Raw genomic sequence first — 17,310 nt, forward strand, 5'->3', positions numbered from 1 at the left:
ACTTATAATTTTACTCATAAATAAATAATCTCTTTTTACAAGCAATTATAGATCAAGTTGGTTTTGAATATTATTACATAAACAGTTTCATAAATTATAGCTCTTGGTTAGTGATAAAATTATAAATGTAGGGCTTAAGCTACACCATGATGGCAATTTTTCCTAAAAGTAGAAAGAGAACTCGATTAGTTGTCAACATATGTTGCCTGCCAAGACCATTTTGTTGTGAAATGACCATTTTTGTATACGAAAATTTATTAAAAAGATGCATTTCATCGATAACACTAGCAATTACAACGAATTCAAGGACTTCTATTTTTGTAAGAATTTCATGTTTTTGTAGTCATAAATTAGATCCTATTTCATCTTCTCATTTAAAAAATCGGACGAAATACACACGAGCTTTGTAGTCTTATTTTAAAACAAAAAAAGGGAAGGAGCTATGCTCCTTCCCTTTTCAATATATTTTGATATTTGTTATTTATTCCACCACAATGAACTCTGATCTTCTGTTCAGTTGATGGTTCTCTTTGCTACATGGAACACCATTGCTACAGCCGTTGGTAAGTTCCGTTTCGCCATAACCTTCGTATGAGATTCTGTTGCTCGGGATGCCCGCTGCTATTAGGTAATCGGCTGTTGCCTTTGCCCTGTTCGCGGATAATCTCATGTTGTACGCATCGTTCGCCCTTGAATCGGTATGCGAGCGTACCTGTACGTTGACACTTGGGTATTCGTTAAGGTATGCCAATACCTTTTCTATGCTGATCTTGGCATCTTCCCTAATGAAGTACTTATCGAAATCAAAGTAGATCGGTTCTATGTTCAGGTATTTCGCAAGGTCGGTGCCTACAGGTGCCGATGGGTCTACCTGTGCCAATACGATCTCTATGCCCATGGCGTCTTCTGCTTTTACGGTCATGAAGGTCTTGTTGCCTTCTTCGTAATCCGTCTTGGTCGCCACTACCTTATAACTACCTTCTGCGCAGTTGCCTTCCATTTCAAAAGCTCCGTTGGCATCGGTCTGTGAACTTGATACTACCTCGTTATCCTTGTCGTATACCGTTACCGATGCATCCGTTAATAGTGCATTGGTCTTTTGGTCCTTCACGATTCCTGTTATTGCGGTATGGCAGGTGAAGTCCAATGGCGTCATTTCTACAAAACTGTAGATATCGTCGTTGCCCTGTCCGCCTTTTCTGTTCGATGCGAAAAAGCCTTTCTTGGTCTCTTCGTTGATAATGTACGAGAAGTCATCTTCCTCTCCGTTCAAAGGGCGTCCTACATTGTAGATCTCTCCCCTTTCGTTGTTCAGGTCCGTAGCGAAGACGTCAAGTCCCCCTAGTCCCGGATGCCCGTCCGAAGAGAAATATAATTTATCCGATTCCGTTACGAACGGAAAGGTCTCCCTTGCCTCCGTGTTGATTCTTGGTCCTAGGTTCTTCGGTGTACTAAATGTACCGTCCGTGTTGATATCCACCACGTAGATATCCGATTCCCCTTTCGTTCCCGGCATATCGGAAGCGAAGTATAATTTGGTTTCATCGTTGTTCAGCGTTGGATGTGCTACCGAGTAGCTGTCCCCGTTGAAAGGCAGTTCTTCGATTTCGCTCCATTCGCCTTCTATCAATTTTGCCCTGTATATTTTTAATCTACTTACCCCTTCTTCGTCCCTTTCGAACTTGCCTTCGTCAGAGTTGTTACGTGTAAAGTACATCGTGCTTCCGTCCTTGGTGAATGCCGTTGACGATTCATGGGTCTTCTTGTTCAGTTTCTTGCTCAGCTTGTCCACATCGGTAAAGTTGCCTTGGTCATCCTGTTCCGCTTTATATAGATTTAAAAAGGAACCGTTGTTCCATCTATGGATGTTCTTCGTGAGCAGTCCGCTGTCCCTTGCCGTCGAGAAGACCAGTCCTTCTTCATAGAAAGAGGGCGCAAAGTCCGATACCTTCGAGTTCAGCCCTATGTTCTTTAGTTCGTACCTCCCAGAACGTTCCTCGATCTGTTCCAGATAATCCTGGTTTTCTCCAAAAGTGATGGCACGTTGATCGTTCGCTTTTGCACTCTTGAACTTGTTCATCCACTGATCGGATTCTGTATAGTTTTCAAGTGACTTCAATGTCTGTGCATAACGGTACATATATTCCGGGTCGATATCCGCTCCTTCAAGTGAGAACAGCTTGCCGTACCAGCTAGAGGCCTCTTCGTAGTTCGCGTTCAAATAGTTTGCGTTCCCTAAATTTTTGTATACCTCTTCTTCGGTATACCCGTCCTTTACCAGTTGCTCGTACGATTGTATGGCAGAGGCATAGGCATAGTTCGTGAATTTTGTATCCGCTTTTTTGATCTTCTTGTCCTGTGCGCTTGCCATCATAGCCATTACCGCCAAGCCACAAAAAATATATCCTGTTTTTTTCATGTCGTTTTTTATTAAAAGAATCTTGGGGTGATCACTCGTTTGTACTTGTTCAAGAACTCATATCTCAGCATGATCTCGAAAGAACCGTCGTTGAACCTTGTCGCTCCAAGATCGGTCGTTTCCTTATCATATGCCAGGCCTATCATGAACTGGTCGTTCAGCTGAAAACCGAACAGTGCGCTGAGTGCCGCGTCCCATCTGTACGCCGCGCCCAAAGAAAACTTGTCGTTGAACAAAAAGTTCGCACTTAGGTCTACCTGTAAAGGTGCTCCCTTTACCGCCTTGATCAATGCCGCCGGCTTGAACTTTACGTTGTTCTTTAGATCGAACACATAGCCCGTGATCAGGTAAAAGTTCATACGCTCTTGTGCGATAAGGCTCGAACTGTTCGAATCGGAACTGTCGAAATGCTCGGTCTGTAAAAAGTTAGGTACCGATAGCCCCGCATAGAACTGATCCGTATGGTAATAGATCCCTGCACCGAAGTTCGGTGAGAACTTGTTATCGATGTTCGGCAGGTTCGTCTCCGCACCGTAGTTACGTAGCTTCGTAAAATCCACGTTGAACAGGTGTCCGCCGGCTTTTAGTCCGAAGGAAAGCTTTCCTTCCTCCGAGGTATTTACCGTATAACTGAACGCGGCATCGATATAGGTATCTTGATTGGTACCGTTACCGATCTCGTCGTTCACCACCGATAGGCCAAGACCTACATGGTCCGATACCGGTGTATGGAAGTTCAGTGTCTGTGTCGTCGGTGCGCCGTCAAGCCCCACCCACTGCGAACGGTGCAGTGCGGCGATGCTCAACACCCCTCGGGAACCTGCGTACGCAGGGTTCACCGATATCGTATTGTACATGTACTGCGTGTACTGCGCGTCTTGCTGGGCATGGCCCATGAAAAGTCCCGCAACGGTAATTATAATGGTTAGAAAATATTTGTTCATCGTATCTTATTTTAAGGGGAATTTTTTTATCTGTTTACGTATAAATAACCGGCTTTACTTAAGTTATCACCATTATTATTATACTTGATTATATAGAAATATGTACCTACAGGTAACTTCGCGTCTGTTGAAATAGTTACCCTTCCGTTAGAAACGCCTTTAAAAGTGTTTGTAACATTATCGTAACCGTTCATCTCATACACTATGACACCCCATCTGTTATAAATCTGTACCGTGTTATTCGGGTAAGACTCGATATTATCTATTAAGAACTCATCATTGGTACCATCATTATCTGGTGTTATGATTTCATTGATAACAGAGATACCTGTTTCTACCAATTCTGGATCACAACCTGCCGCTAAAGTTGGCACACCGTTTAATGAGTCACAAGGATTCAATGGATCTGTACCATCTATAATCTCTTGTCCGTCAAGTATCGTATCGCCATCAGTATCTGGATTATCTGGATCAGTACCTATCGCTAATTCTTGAGAAGTGGTTAGACCATCTTCATCACAATCAGAGATCAAATAATCGCCACCTTGTTCAACGGTAATACTACCTTCATAATAATCGCAAGGATCTTCTGGGTTGGTATCATCTTCAAGCTCTTGCCCGTTAAGAACACCATCACCGTCACAATCTGCAACAAGATAATCACCTGAGAAATCAAGCGTAATATTCTCTATTACGTAATCACATGGGTCATTTTTATCTGTACCGTCTGCTTCTTCTTGCGTATCAAGAACACCGTCACCATCACTATCACCTATTTCTCTAAAGTTTACTTCTGGTGTCGTAGCATCGTCGTCATTGTCAGTACCATCGGCACCTGTATCCAAATCATTGTTTACATCGTTACCAGGAGTTCTGTCAAAGCCGTCATCTAGACCATCATTGTCAGAATCAACACCTGTAAAGGTACCTTCATCCGTTTCATCAATATCTAGCACACCATCATCTTCAGAATCAAGGTCTAAGTAATCTGGAGTTCCGTCACCGTCCGTATCTTCTGGAACCAATCCACCTGGATAGTTTGTATCCAATCCGCTTGCATCAAAAGCATCAGCAGGAACAACATACGCTAAGGTAGGCTGCGCTTCTACGTTATCTGGAATACCATCATCATCGGCATCAATATCCAAGAAGTTAGCTTCACCTGTACCATCGGTATTTGGTGGGGTCGTTCCTTCTGAACTATCTGCTTGACCGTTACCGGTCGTATCTGCAAACCCAGTATCGTTACTGTCGATAACACCATCATTATTCGTATCAAGTGCCCCGTTACCTGCTTCCACTACATCTACGATACCATCATTATCGGCATCAATATCAAAGTGGTTAGGAATTCCGTCACCGTCAAAATCGAACGCTTGTTCAGTTGTTCCGTTTACATTACCAACCAATGGATCATTAGGATCATCATCGGAATAGTTTGGAACACCATCGTTATCATCATCTGCACTTGGGTCGATTCCGTTAGCTTCATCTAAATCTGAAATACCATCGTTATCGTCATCAAGGTCTATATAATCAGGAATACCATCTTGATCGAAATCAAGGATATCTCTAAAATCTACCTGAGTTAAATCAGCATCATCTTCGTTATCCGTTGCAATGGCTCCTGTATTTAAATCATTGTTTACATCATTACCCGGTGTATCGTCATAAGCATCATTAAGACCATCTCCGTCAGCATCTGCTAATGGATCTGTCATAGTACCTTGACCTGCTTCTAAAGCATCACTTACACCATCTGCATCTGAGTCAGTATCGATATAATCAGGAATACCATCCATATCGGTATCTTCTGGCTCAATTCCGCCTGGGTAATTGGTATCTAATCCAACTGTGTCAAAAGCATCTGCCGGTACGACATACGCATCAGTAGGTTGTGCTTCAACATTATCTGGAATACCATCATCATCTGCATCGATATCCAAGAAGTTAGCTTCACCTGTACCATCAGTATTTGGTGGAGTCGTTCCTTCTGAATCATCAGCCTGACCGTTATCATTAGTATCAGCGAAACCAGTATCAAGACCATCAATAACACCATCACTATTTGTATCAAGGTCACCGTTACCAGCTTCCACAACATCTACGATACCATCATTATCCGCGTCGATATCAAAGTGGTTAGGAATACCATCACCATCAAAATCGAACGCTGGTTCAGTTGTACCATTTACATCACCTACTAATGGATCGTTAGGATCATCATCGGAATGGTTTGGAACACCATCGTTATCATCATCTGCACTTGGATCAACTCCGTTAGCCTCATCTACATCTGAGATACCATCGTTATCGTCATCAAAATCTACCGTATCTGGTATACCATCTTGATCGAAATCAAGAACATCTCTAAAATCAACCTCAGCCATATCTGCATCGTCTTCGTTATCTGTTGTAATTGCACCAGTATCCAAATCATTATTTACATCGTTACCTGGGGTATCATCAAAGGCATCATTTAATCCGTCATTATCTGCATCGGCTAAAGGATCTACTAGAGTCCCTTGTCCAGCTTCTAAGACATCACTAATACCATCGTTATCAGAATCATCATCCAAATAATCAGGAGTTAAATCTGTATCTGTATCCTCAGGTCTTAATCCGTTAGGGTAGTTCGTATCTACACCATTAACATCAAAAGTATTTGCAGGAACCACATAACCAGTTGTTGGTTGTGCTTCTACGTTATCTGGAATACCATCATCATCAGCATCGATATCTAAGAAATCTGCATTTCCTGTCGTATCTGTATTGATAGGCGTAGTCGTTTCAGAGCTATCAGCCTGACCATCGTTATCATTATCTTCAAAACTAGTATCAAGACCATCGATAACTCCATCATTATTCGTATCTAAAGCATCATTACCAGCTTCGTATACATCATAGATTCCGTCATTATCTGCATCGATATCAAAGTGATTTGGAATACCATCACCGTCAAAATCAAATGCTGGTTCAGTTGTACCATTTACATCACCTACTAATGGATCGTTAGGATCATCATCAGAATGGTTTGGAACACCATCATTATCATCATCGGCACTTGGATCGATTCCGTTAGCTTCATCTAAATCTGAGATACCATCGTTATCATCATCAAGATCTACCGTATCTGGAATACCATCTTGATCGAAATCAAGTACTGATCTAAAATCTACCTCAGCCACATCTGTATCATCTTCGTTATCTGTTGCAATAGCACCAGTATCTAAATCATTATTGACATCGTTACCTGGGGTATCATCGAAAGCATCGTTTAATCCGTCATTATCTGCATCGGCTAAAGGATCTACTAGAGTTCCTTGTCCAGCTTCTAAGACATCACTAATACCATCGTCATCAGAATCATCGTCCAAATAATCAGGAGTTAAATCCGTATCTGTATCCTCAGGTCTTAATCCGTTCGGGTAGTTTGTATCTACACCATTTGGACTAAAAGTATCTGCAGGAACAATATAACCTGTTGTAGGTTGTGCCTCTACATTATCTGGAATACCATCATCATCTGCATCGATATCCAAGAAATCTGCATTTCCGGTTGTATCGGTATTCAGTGGTGTTGTACCTTCTGAACTATCTGCTTGACCATCATTATTGTTGTCTTCAAAATTGTCATCAACACTATCGATAACACCGTCATTATTAGTATCTAAAGCATCATTACCAGCTTCGTACACATCAAAGATTCCGTCATTATCAGCATCGATATCAAAATGATTTGGAATACCATCACCGTCAAAATCGAACGCTGGTTCCGTAGTTCCGTTTACATCACCAACTAATGGATCGTTTGGATCATCATCAGAATGGTTTGGAACACCATCATTATCATCATCTGCACTTGGATCGATTCCGTTAGCTTCATCTAAATCTGAGATACCATCGTTATCGTCATCAAGGTCTACCGTATCTGGAGTACCATCTTGATCGAAATCCAATACCGATCTAAAATCAACTTCTGTCAAATCTGTATCATCTTCATTGTCGGTTGCAATAGCACCAGTATCTAAATCATTATTGACATCATTACCTGGCGTATCATCAAATGCATCGTTAAGTCCGTCTCCATCAGCATCAGCTAAAGGATCTGTTAACGTACCTTGACCTGCTTCTAACATATCTGAAATGCCATCATCTTCTGAATCTAAGTCTAAGTAATCAGGAATTAAATCTGTATCCGTATCCTCAGGTCTTAATCCGTTAGGGTAGTTTGTATCTACGCCATCTCTAGAAAAAGCATTTGCAGGAGAAATATACCCAGCAGTTGTTTGTGCTTCTACGTTATCTGGAATACCATCGTCATCTGCATCAATATCTAAGAAATCTGCATTACCTGTAGTATCTGTATTGATAGGTGAAGTAGTTTCAGAGCTATCAGCTTGACCATCGTTATCATTATCTTCAAAATTGTCATCAATACCGTCAATAACACCATCATTATTAGTATCTAAAGCATCATTACCAGCTTCGTACACATCATAGATTCCGTCATTATCAGCATCAATATCAAAGTGATTTGGAATACCATCACCATCAAAATCGAATGATGGCTCAACAATTCCGTTTACATCACCAACAAGCGGATCAGCAGGGTCATCATCTAAATAGTTTACGATACCATCATTATCATCATCGGCACTTGGATCAACTCCGTTGGCTTCATCTAAATCTGAAATACCATCATTGTCATCATCAAGATCAACGATATCCATAATACCATCTTGGTCGCGATCTAAAATAGATCTGAAATCTACCTCGTCAGTATCTAAATCATCTACATTATCTGTTGTAATTGCACCTGTATCTAAATCATTATTGACATCGTTACCTGAAGTATCATCAAAGGCATCATTTAATCCATCACCGTCAGCATCAGCCAATGAATCTGTGATTGCACCTTGACCAGCTTCTATGACATCTGGAGTACCATCAGCATCAGAATCTGCATCTATATAATCTGGAGTTAAATCTGTATCTGTATCCTCTGGTCTTAGACCATTTGGATAATTTGTATCAACACCATCTCTATTGAATGCATCTGCAGGAACAATATAACCTGTTGTAGGTTGTGCCTCTACATTATCTGGGATTCCATCATCATCTGCATCGATATCCAAGAAATCTGCATTTCCTGTAGTATCCGTATTCAGTGGCGTTGTACCTTCTGAACTATCTGCTTGACCGTCATTATTAGTATCTTCAAAATTGTCATCAACACTATCGATAACTCCGTCATTATTAGTATCTAAAGCATCATTACCAGCTTCGTACACATCAAAGATTCCGTCATTATCAGCATCGATATCAAAATGATTAGGAATACCGTCACCGTCAAAATCGAATGCCGGCTCTACAGTTCCGTTCACATCACCAACTAATGGGTCTGCAGGATCGTCATCTAAATAATTTACGATACCATCATTATCATCATCGGCACTTGGGTCAACCCCGTTAGACTCATCTAAATCAGAAATACCATCATTGTCATCATCTAGATCAACGATATCCATAATACCATCTTGGTCACGATCTAATATAGATCTGAAATCGACCTCAGCGGTATCTAAATCATCTTCATTATCCGTTGTGATTGCACCAGTATCCAAATCATTGTTTACATCTAAACCTGGAGTATTATCAAAAGCATCATTTAATCCGTCACCGTCAGCATCAGCCAAAGGATCAGTCAATGTTCCTTGTCCGGCTTCAATAATATCTGGCGTACCATCATCGTCAGAATCAGGATCCAAGTAATCTGGGATTAAATCACCATCTGTATCTTCTGGCGTTATACCACCTGAATATTGGGTATCTAAACCTTCAGCGTCAAAAGCATTATCTGGGGCAACATAAGCTGCCGTTGTTTGTGCTTCTACATTATCTGGAATACCATCATCATCTGCATCAATATCTACGTAGTTTGCACCACCTGTAGTATCTGTATTTAATGGGGCTGTACCTTCTGTAGCATCAGCTTGACCATTATCATTTGCATCTAAGAATACATCATCAGTACTGTCAATAGCACCATCATTATTGGTATCTAAAGGACCTGTACCATTTTCAACTACATCTAGAATACCATCATTATCAGCATCTATATCTAAGTGGTTAGGATTTGCATCACCGTCAAAATTATCGATTGGTAAAGCGGTACCTGGACCATCTGTAGCCGTAGGAGTTGTATTATCATCTGTATCTACGATATCTGAAAGTCCGTCACCATCTGCATCATCAATAGTTCCTGTTCCAATAACACCATCGTTATCTGGATCTGAACCACCAGCTTCTGTTACATCTGGAATACCATCGTTATCAGAATCAGTATCTATTCTATCATCAAATCCGTCACCATCCGTATCAGGATTTTCTAAAGGAGTACCAGGAGTAGTTGCATCTGCAGGATCAACACTATCTGCCAAACCATCGCGGTCTGTATCTGTAGCAAAGGTGTCTATAACACCATCGTTATCTGCATCTGGACCACCAGCTTCTGTTACATCTGGAATACCATCGTTATCTGAATCTAAATCTATTCTATCTTCAATACCGTCACCATCAGAATCTTCATCTGGTAAAGGAGTCGTTGCAATTTCATCTGCAAGTCCGTCATTATTGGTATCTGTCATAGAAGTTGGATCACCAGGAGTTGGGTAGTCTATATGACCATCGCCGTCATCATCAGTGCCACCAGCTTCAATAGAATCTGGAATACCATCGTTATCTGAATCTAAATCAATACTATCTGGAATACCGTCTCCGTCTGTATCACCTGTTTCATCGGTATCTAAAATTCCGTCATTATCATCATCAATATCAACGGTATCCATAATACCATCGTTATCTGAATCCAATATCGATCTAAAATCAACCTCAGCAGTATCTAAATCATCTACATTATCTGTTGCAATTGCACCAGTATCTAAATCATTGTTTACATCATTACCAGGGGTATCATCGAAAGCATCGTTTAATCCGTCATTATCAGCATCGGCTAAAGGATCTGTAATTGTACCTTGACCAGCTTCCTCTACATCACTAACACCATCATTATCAGAATCATTATCTAAATAATCTGGAATTAAATCACCATCTGTACTTACAGGAGTTAAACCAACAGGATAGTTAGTATCTAAACCGTTAGTAGCTTCAGCATCTGCAGGGGCAATATACCCAGCAGTTGTCTGTGCTTCTACGTTATCTGGAATACCATCATCATCAGCATCAATATCTAAATAGTTTACACCACCTGTACCATCTGTATTTGGTATTGGAAGTGGAGATAAAGCCGTAGCATCATCCCAACCATCTGTTGTAGCGGTATCATCAAAACCATCTACTACACCGTCACCATTAGCATCTGTACCACCAGCTTCAGTAGTATCTGTAATACCATCATTATCTGAATCTATATCTAAATGATTTGGAGCACTATCACCATCAAAATTATCTATTGGTAATGGAGTACCTGTACCATCTGCTAAGTCAGTTGTCGTATTATCATCTGGATCTACGATATCTGAAAGTCCGTCACCATCTGCATCATCTATTGAACCAGTACCGATTCTACCATCGTTATCAGGATCAGAACCACCAGCTTCTATAACATCTGGAATACCATCGTTTTCAGAATCTAAATCTATTCTATCATCTAAACCATCATTATCCGAATCCGGATTTGGAATAGGAGTACCTGGCGTAGTAGGACCAACTGGGTCAACACTATCTGCAAGTCCGTCATTATCTGTATCGGTCAGGAACGTATCAATGATACCATCACCGTCACCATCCATACCACCAGCTTCGATAGTATCTGTAATTCCGTCATTATCAGAATCTAAATCTAATCTGTCTAGAATACCGTCGTTATCAGAATCTTCATCTGGTAAAGGCGTAGTATCTACGCTATCGGCAACACCGTTACCATCAGCATCAACAAAACCATCTACAGCACCATCGCCGTCAACATCTTCGCCACCGGCTTCTAAAGTATCTGTGATACCATCGTTATCTGCATCTAAATCTAAGTAATCTGGATTACCGTCACCATCTGTATCAATTGGATCAATACCATCTGTATCTGAACCTACAGCAGGAATACCTGTTAATGGATCAATAGCACCAGGAGCAATAAAGCCGCTTATAGTCTGTGCTTCGACCGTATCTAAAATACCGTCATTATCACTATCTAAATCGTAAGCATTTAGTATACCGTCGCCATCAAAATCTCCACTATCATCAGTAGTACCATCTCCATCTGTATCAAAAACATTTGAAGTTGAGTTTACCTGAACACAACCATTTTGTGGAGTACAAGGTGCACTACCTTCCGGTCCGTCTGTAGTATCATTATCAACTACATCTGCAAGACCATCATTATCTATATCTGTAAGAATATCTATAACACCATCGCCATCTGCATCTATATTACCTGAACCTGCCTCAACAATATCAGTAATACCGTCATTGTCAGAATCTAGGTCTAATTGATTTGGAATACCATCGCCATCGGTATCAAAATTGATACATATACCGTTCGCATTTAATCCGCCACAAGTTGGGAAATCTGTATCATAGTAGTTCGGAGTACCATCACCATCTAAATCATCATCTGGATCAGGTAAGCCCATTGTTACACAATCCCATCCGTTAACACCATCAAAGGTTGCTGCACAGAAATCCGGATCTTCATAATCTAAAGTTCCATCACCATCTGCATCGCCATTATAAACTTCAATAACATCTGGTATACCATCATTATCATCATCTAAATCTAATGGAGCACCTGAAGCTACAGAAACAGGAATTAGGATAGCCTCGCACTGACAGTTTGTACTTGAAGGTAAAAACTCTACTATAAAGTTTGTACCTGTACAAGCGGCACCGGCAGTAGTGAATACAATTTCATCTGTAATTGTAGACGAATTAGGAATTGCATCAGCTATTGTACCCGTTGCGATAGCAGCGCCATCGATATCACCATTGACATCTGCACAGTATACACTATATGCATAACCAGCATCTGCATCTACAAGAGCCGTGTTTTCGATATCTAGAGATATGTGATATTCATAGTTATTGCTTGTGTCTACCGAAAAGAAACTATCATTTGGCGTTCCAACCAAAATTGGTTTTTCTAAAGGCATTACCTCATAAGAAGAACCTGTAGCTACTTGAAAGTCTGCACAATTAGTTGTAGAACAAGTTATTCCTGTAACCGTTACATAATTTACAATTTGTACTTCTGCAGTGTCATCACATATACCTTCATCTGTTGTTATAAAATCAAAATTGAATCTAATTTCAGAACCTGCAACAACGCTTGCCGGGTAGTTCAATATTAATTCTTGATGGTCTCCGACAGTTGCTATGCTATTGAATGTAGCTCCATCTGCACTTGCAAAGGTTGCATCAACATATTCTATACCAGATCTTAGTATTATTTTTCCAAAATCTGAGCTACCTGTGGTACCGCCCGTAATTGTAGTAACTATATTTATATTATCTGTTACGCCACAACCTTGGATAGGCGAACCAGGTAAGTAAATATTGCTTATTGCATTATAAGGAGCCACAGCACCATTTGCCTGAATAGGATTAGAAACTATTCTAGAACCATTACCAGCCGCAGGATCTCCACATGGCTCTTCACCGTATACCTTAAAGGTAAATTCAGAATTGGATATAAAATCACACTCCAATTGAATTTCAAGATCAACATGTGCGGTTCTTTCATTTATAGAGTTGACAGCAGGATTACCTTTTATACCATTTAAAGCAAGTATACCTGTATGCTCCAATAAATTTACTTTAGCTATACCGTTTTCTATAGTAACTGTTACCGCCTGAGTATCAGCTGCAACAGCAGACCCTTTAGGATAAGTAACATTTGTACTTACTATAGTAATACCATCAGCTCCACCAGGAATGGCAAACTGTAAAGATGGATATATTAAATCTCCCAATTGTGCACTAATTACATCAACTCCAATATTAAACGGAGTACATAAATCTTGTGCCGTACTAGGTTGATCAGTAATACCTACCTGTACTTGCGAACCTTTTGGCTCTAATGTTATAGAAGTAGAATTCTGATAACAAGTTGCTCCCACTCCCTGAAAATCTGAAGTATCTATGCTTGCATCTGGATAGCCAGGGTAACCTGAACAATCCCACCCATGCTCTACAAGAACGGTTAAATCTTGACAGTCAACAAAGTCTGCCTTGAATCGTATAGATTTTGTAGCACCTGTAGGAACATTACCAGCTTCAATCCATGTTTTATCACCCGATTGATAAAAATTAACTGGAGTTTCAGTACCGGCAGCGACAGAAAATGCACTAGTAATATTTATACCAACTGGAGCAGTAACTTGCAGCCAGTTATAATTAACATCTTCTGGACTGGTGTTACTGATATTCGTATCAAAATCTACTGTATATGCATCTCCATTAACCGTAGGTAGTGGCGATTGCACTATAAAAGTAGGTTGTGTATAAGTAAAAGTGTTAGTATAGCTATAACTTGCTGGTACTGGGGTTGCATATGCAAAATCGTCATAATTAACGGTAAAGTCATACTGCGCTGAAGCAGGTGACTCACAAGTACCCATAAACTCAACATATAATCGGGGTATTATTAAACTACCTTGATCTCGGTTTATAAAATTAGGACCAGGAGTAATAATTATTTGATCTCCACTTTCTGTAGCTATGAATTCTCCTGTAGCAGTTGAATATGCACCTTGAAACTGTATAGAGGTTATATTTCCGGTAAATCTAGCACCCTCTGGAATATCTACTACAGTAGATGTCCATAATGTCAAAGGTCTGTATTCATCTGCATGCATATCAGCCGGTGCCATATTTTTTATCATATTATATATGACACCGTTAGATGGTGTACAACCATTAGTAGCATGGGATAGGTTACCTCCATAAATTCTAGGGCGTGAATAATAAGCCCTATCTCCCCAAGTATCACAACCTACTCTATTTGGTGCTGTATTCGCAGGATAATCTGTAAAGGCATAGAATTCCCCTCTTAAATTGGTAAGTTCAAAATAAGCTATGTCTTGAAAAGTTTTACTAAATTCAAAAGTCAATTCAACTTCAACGATATCTCTATCAGTGACATCGCCTTCATATAAATAAGCGGCGCTTATTACATCTCTTTCATCGCTTAAATCAAAACTTAGCATGTGCTCCGTAGAACCATTAGTGGTTAAAATTGGAGCCGTAGTAATTTCACGCGAAGCAGAAGTACCTGCACTATTATCATTGATGGTTACTTTTGTATCTATCAATGTTATAATTCCCGCACCACCAGCAGCTAAACTAGCCGTATCATATGTTAGATCGAAATAAAGGTTATCTAAAGAAATATTGTTAATAGAAGCCGTAGTGGTAATCTTCATTTGATCACCTGCCAAGTATTTGTTGATACCATCTGTATTATCATCTAATACAACTTTAGTGGTCATGGTATCATCTGTCCAACCAGCAGTAAGTCTTCTAGCGGTAAAACCTTCAATTGCAGGACCGACACAACCACCTGGGCAATGCGTATAAATATTTACCGTACCACAATGAATATCTTGTGTCCAACAAACTCCGGCACCACTTGTTGCCGTATAATTTGTTTTATAAGGTATTGCTTGATTACCATTTGGGCCACATGTAAAAGTCATTGGAAAATCTACCCATTCTTTAAATCTTCCTGCATACATGTCTGTTGTAGAATACGTTACTTCGTTCCCACTTTGCGTAAAACCAGCCGGTAAAGGTGTTTGCAACGCCATACCCGTAGGCACTGTAAGTGTTATACTCCATACAGAAGAGGCATCATTAGAAAACATAGGGACACCATCTATTGTAGGCAAACCTGCCCCTCCAGCATAAAATGCCGGGGCGATACTTACCACAAAATCTTCATTATTAACAATATCTGTAGGCGCTTCTACCTCTGTTACATCTTGGTAATCTCTAATAATATTGAAATACCCGATATCTACACGTTCTGGAATGCGATCACTTTTACATTGATCTTTAAAATAAGTATCTATATAGTTATGCTCCCAACCCAAATAATCTAATCTAGCTACACCACAATCATCTTCTGGTGTTAATGTAAAGTCAAAAGATAGTTCTATAGCTTGGCCTGGCGCTAAATCATCGTAATATCCGTCATTATCCAAATCATCAAAACCTCCTGGTCCATCAGGATCAGAATTGAAAAAATCTGGCGGTATTACGTTCGTTGTCGTAGTTGCATAAGTATCACTTGCTAGATCATTAGGTGTAAAAGAAGGGTTTGTTCCAAATCTAAAATTTGAAAACTGTCGCGTTTCAAATCTCCCATAGCCCCATAAAGGATTAGAATCTGCTGTTGAAATCGGACTTCCATTTGCACCTCTACCAATATTAATACCTAAGTCTAAAGCCATAGAACCTACAGTGGTATTCGTATTTTCTATTTTAATAGTATAGGTAACTGCACCACATAAATCTGGCGTAGTAGAACCAACTTTTGTAATGGCTATATCTGGCACATTGGCACCAAAATTTAAAGAACCTGTTTGTGGTTCTGCTGCTTGGCAGGTTTCGCCAGGGCTACAACCCCAATAGGTATTATGCACTATAGCGGTATCTAAACAGTCATCTACCCTAAAGGCTTCTTGAAAAATAATTACTTCCCCATTATCAAAGCAATTATCATTATTGCCAACAGCCCCTGCAAAAGGAGCTACATTTAAATCTATGTTATACGTCAAAACCTGACCCGTTGTTGTAACAGGAGTTAAAAGTGTACCATTATATGATAGTGTGTAAATATCATCTACATCTTCACCTAAATCTACATAATATGTAAAAGTCTCCGTACAGCCATTACCACCTTGTGCCAGTGTAATATCTCTTGTATACGATTCGCCAACGTTTGCATCAACAGTTGGTATGGCAGAAATATTTAAAGAAGCTGCCAATAACGGATAAGAAGCTATAGTTACTTCCGTATCAGAATCTGAATTGGCTCCATTAATGTCTTGAAAGTTAATAGTATGAGCATCCTTAAAAAGTCCACCTGAATTAGAATGCGCTACCGCATCACAATTTGCACTACGTTCGAAAGTAAAAATTACTTCGTCCCCATTATCCCATGTACCATCACTAGGTCGCAAAATAGTAAAAATCGGGTCAGAGGGTGTTCCCCCTTCTCCGATTGAATATTGATTTGTAGCAATTGGATTACCAAATGAATTTATTTGCGAAGTTATAATTGCTGTCCCTGACACATACTCCACACCAGGCGGAAGGTCAAAAGTTATACTAAAGTCATGACACGTAGGGTTATTACCCCTTATGAAAACTTCTTCAAGAGAATTGTTGACACCTCCACAGGTAGCCAAATTTTGAGGTGTCAAGTTCACCGTGTATCGGGGACTATCGATTTGTGCTATACTAGTAGCAGAGTAAAATAGTATAAAGAATACTACTAAAAACTTAAGTTTCAATGAAAACTTCATAATGGGGGTTAGTGTTTACGTTTTTCTAGACTACCTTAAAAGTAAGTGTAGGACTACAAAACATTTGTTATAACCACAAAGTTAATTCAAGACCAAACTATGATATATTTTTTGTTGTGAAATGAAGATAGTTGTATGAGAATAGACGATTTCTGTATGTTAAAAATCTGAAAAATGAAGCTTTTTATCGATGAAGTCAAGTATAACAGTCGTTTCGAGAGCATGTTTTAAACAGGCGGACCTCTATAAAATGAATTTTTTAAGTTAAACCTAATAATAACGGGTCATACAAGCCTAAATATTCAAATTCTAATTTCACCCAAATCTTTGTTAGCAAGTGTAAAATTCAGGCGCACACTAAATTGGTCAACCAAAATATTCCTACAAAAAATTTATTAACAAG

At 39.8% G+C, this 17,310-nt stretch carries 3 protein-coding genes; all 3 read right to left on the reverse strand.

From position 1 onward, the window contains the following. Window positions 1–481 precede the first annotated feature (481 nt). From ACJJVT_RS09750 to ACJJVT_RS09760, 3 genes are read right to left on the reverse strand one after another with little or no spacing between them, the layout of a single operon-like run. Entirely contained in the window at window positions 482–2,419 is a 1,938-nt protein-coding gene (locus tag ACJJVT_RS09750; protein WP_405398267.1) for an OmpA family protein, read from the reverse strand. 11 nt (window positions 2,420–2,430) lie between these two features. After that, window positions 2,431–3,363 (reverse strand): type IX secretion system membrane protein PorP/SprF, encoded by a 933-nt coding sequence (locus tag ACJJVT_RS09755; protein ID WP_405398268.1) that lies wholly within the window; start codon window positions 3,361–3,363, stop codon window positions 2,431–2,433. Between the two features lie 26 nt (window positions 3,364–3,389). After that, window positions 3,390–16,907: a gliding motility-associated C-terminal domain-containing protein gene (locus ACJJVT_RS09760; RefSeq protein ID WP_405398269.1), complete on the reverse strand. Its 13,518-nt coding sequence runs from the start codon at window positions 16,905–16,907 to the stop codon at window positions 3,390–3,392. Between the last annotated feature and the right edge of the window lie 403 nt (window positions 16,908–17,310).

The organism is Maribacter sp. Asnod2-G09, assembly GCF_045063795.1.
Classification (GTDB): domain Bacteria; phylum Bacteroidota; class Bacteroidia; order Flavobacteriales; family Flavobacteriaceae; genus Maribacter.

What these genes read in the sequence shown, in the direction of transcription:
- ACJJVT_RS09750 (WP_405398267.1), bottom strand. Translation starts at nt 2,419, where the DNA reads ATGAAAAAAACAGGATATATTTTTTGTGGCTTGGCGGTAATGGCTATG.
- ACJJVT_RS09755 (WP_405398268.1), bottom strand. Translation starts at nt 3,363, where the DNA reads ATGAACAAATATTTTCTAACCATTATAATTACCGTTGCGGGACTTTTC.
- ACJJVT_RS09760 (WP_405398269.1), bottom strand. Translation starts at nt 16,907, where the DNA reads ATGAAGTTTTCATTGAAACTTAAGTTTTTAGTAGTATTCTTTATACTA.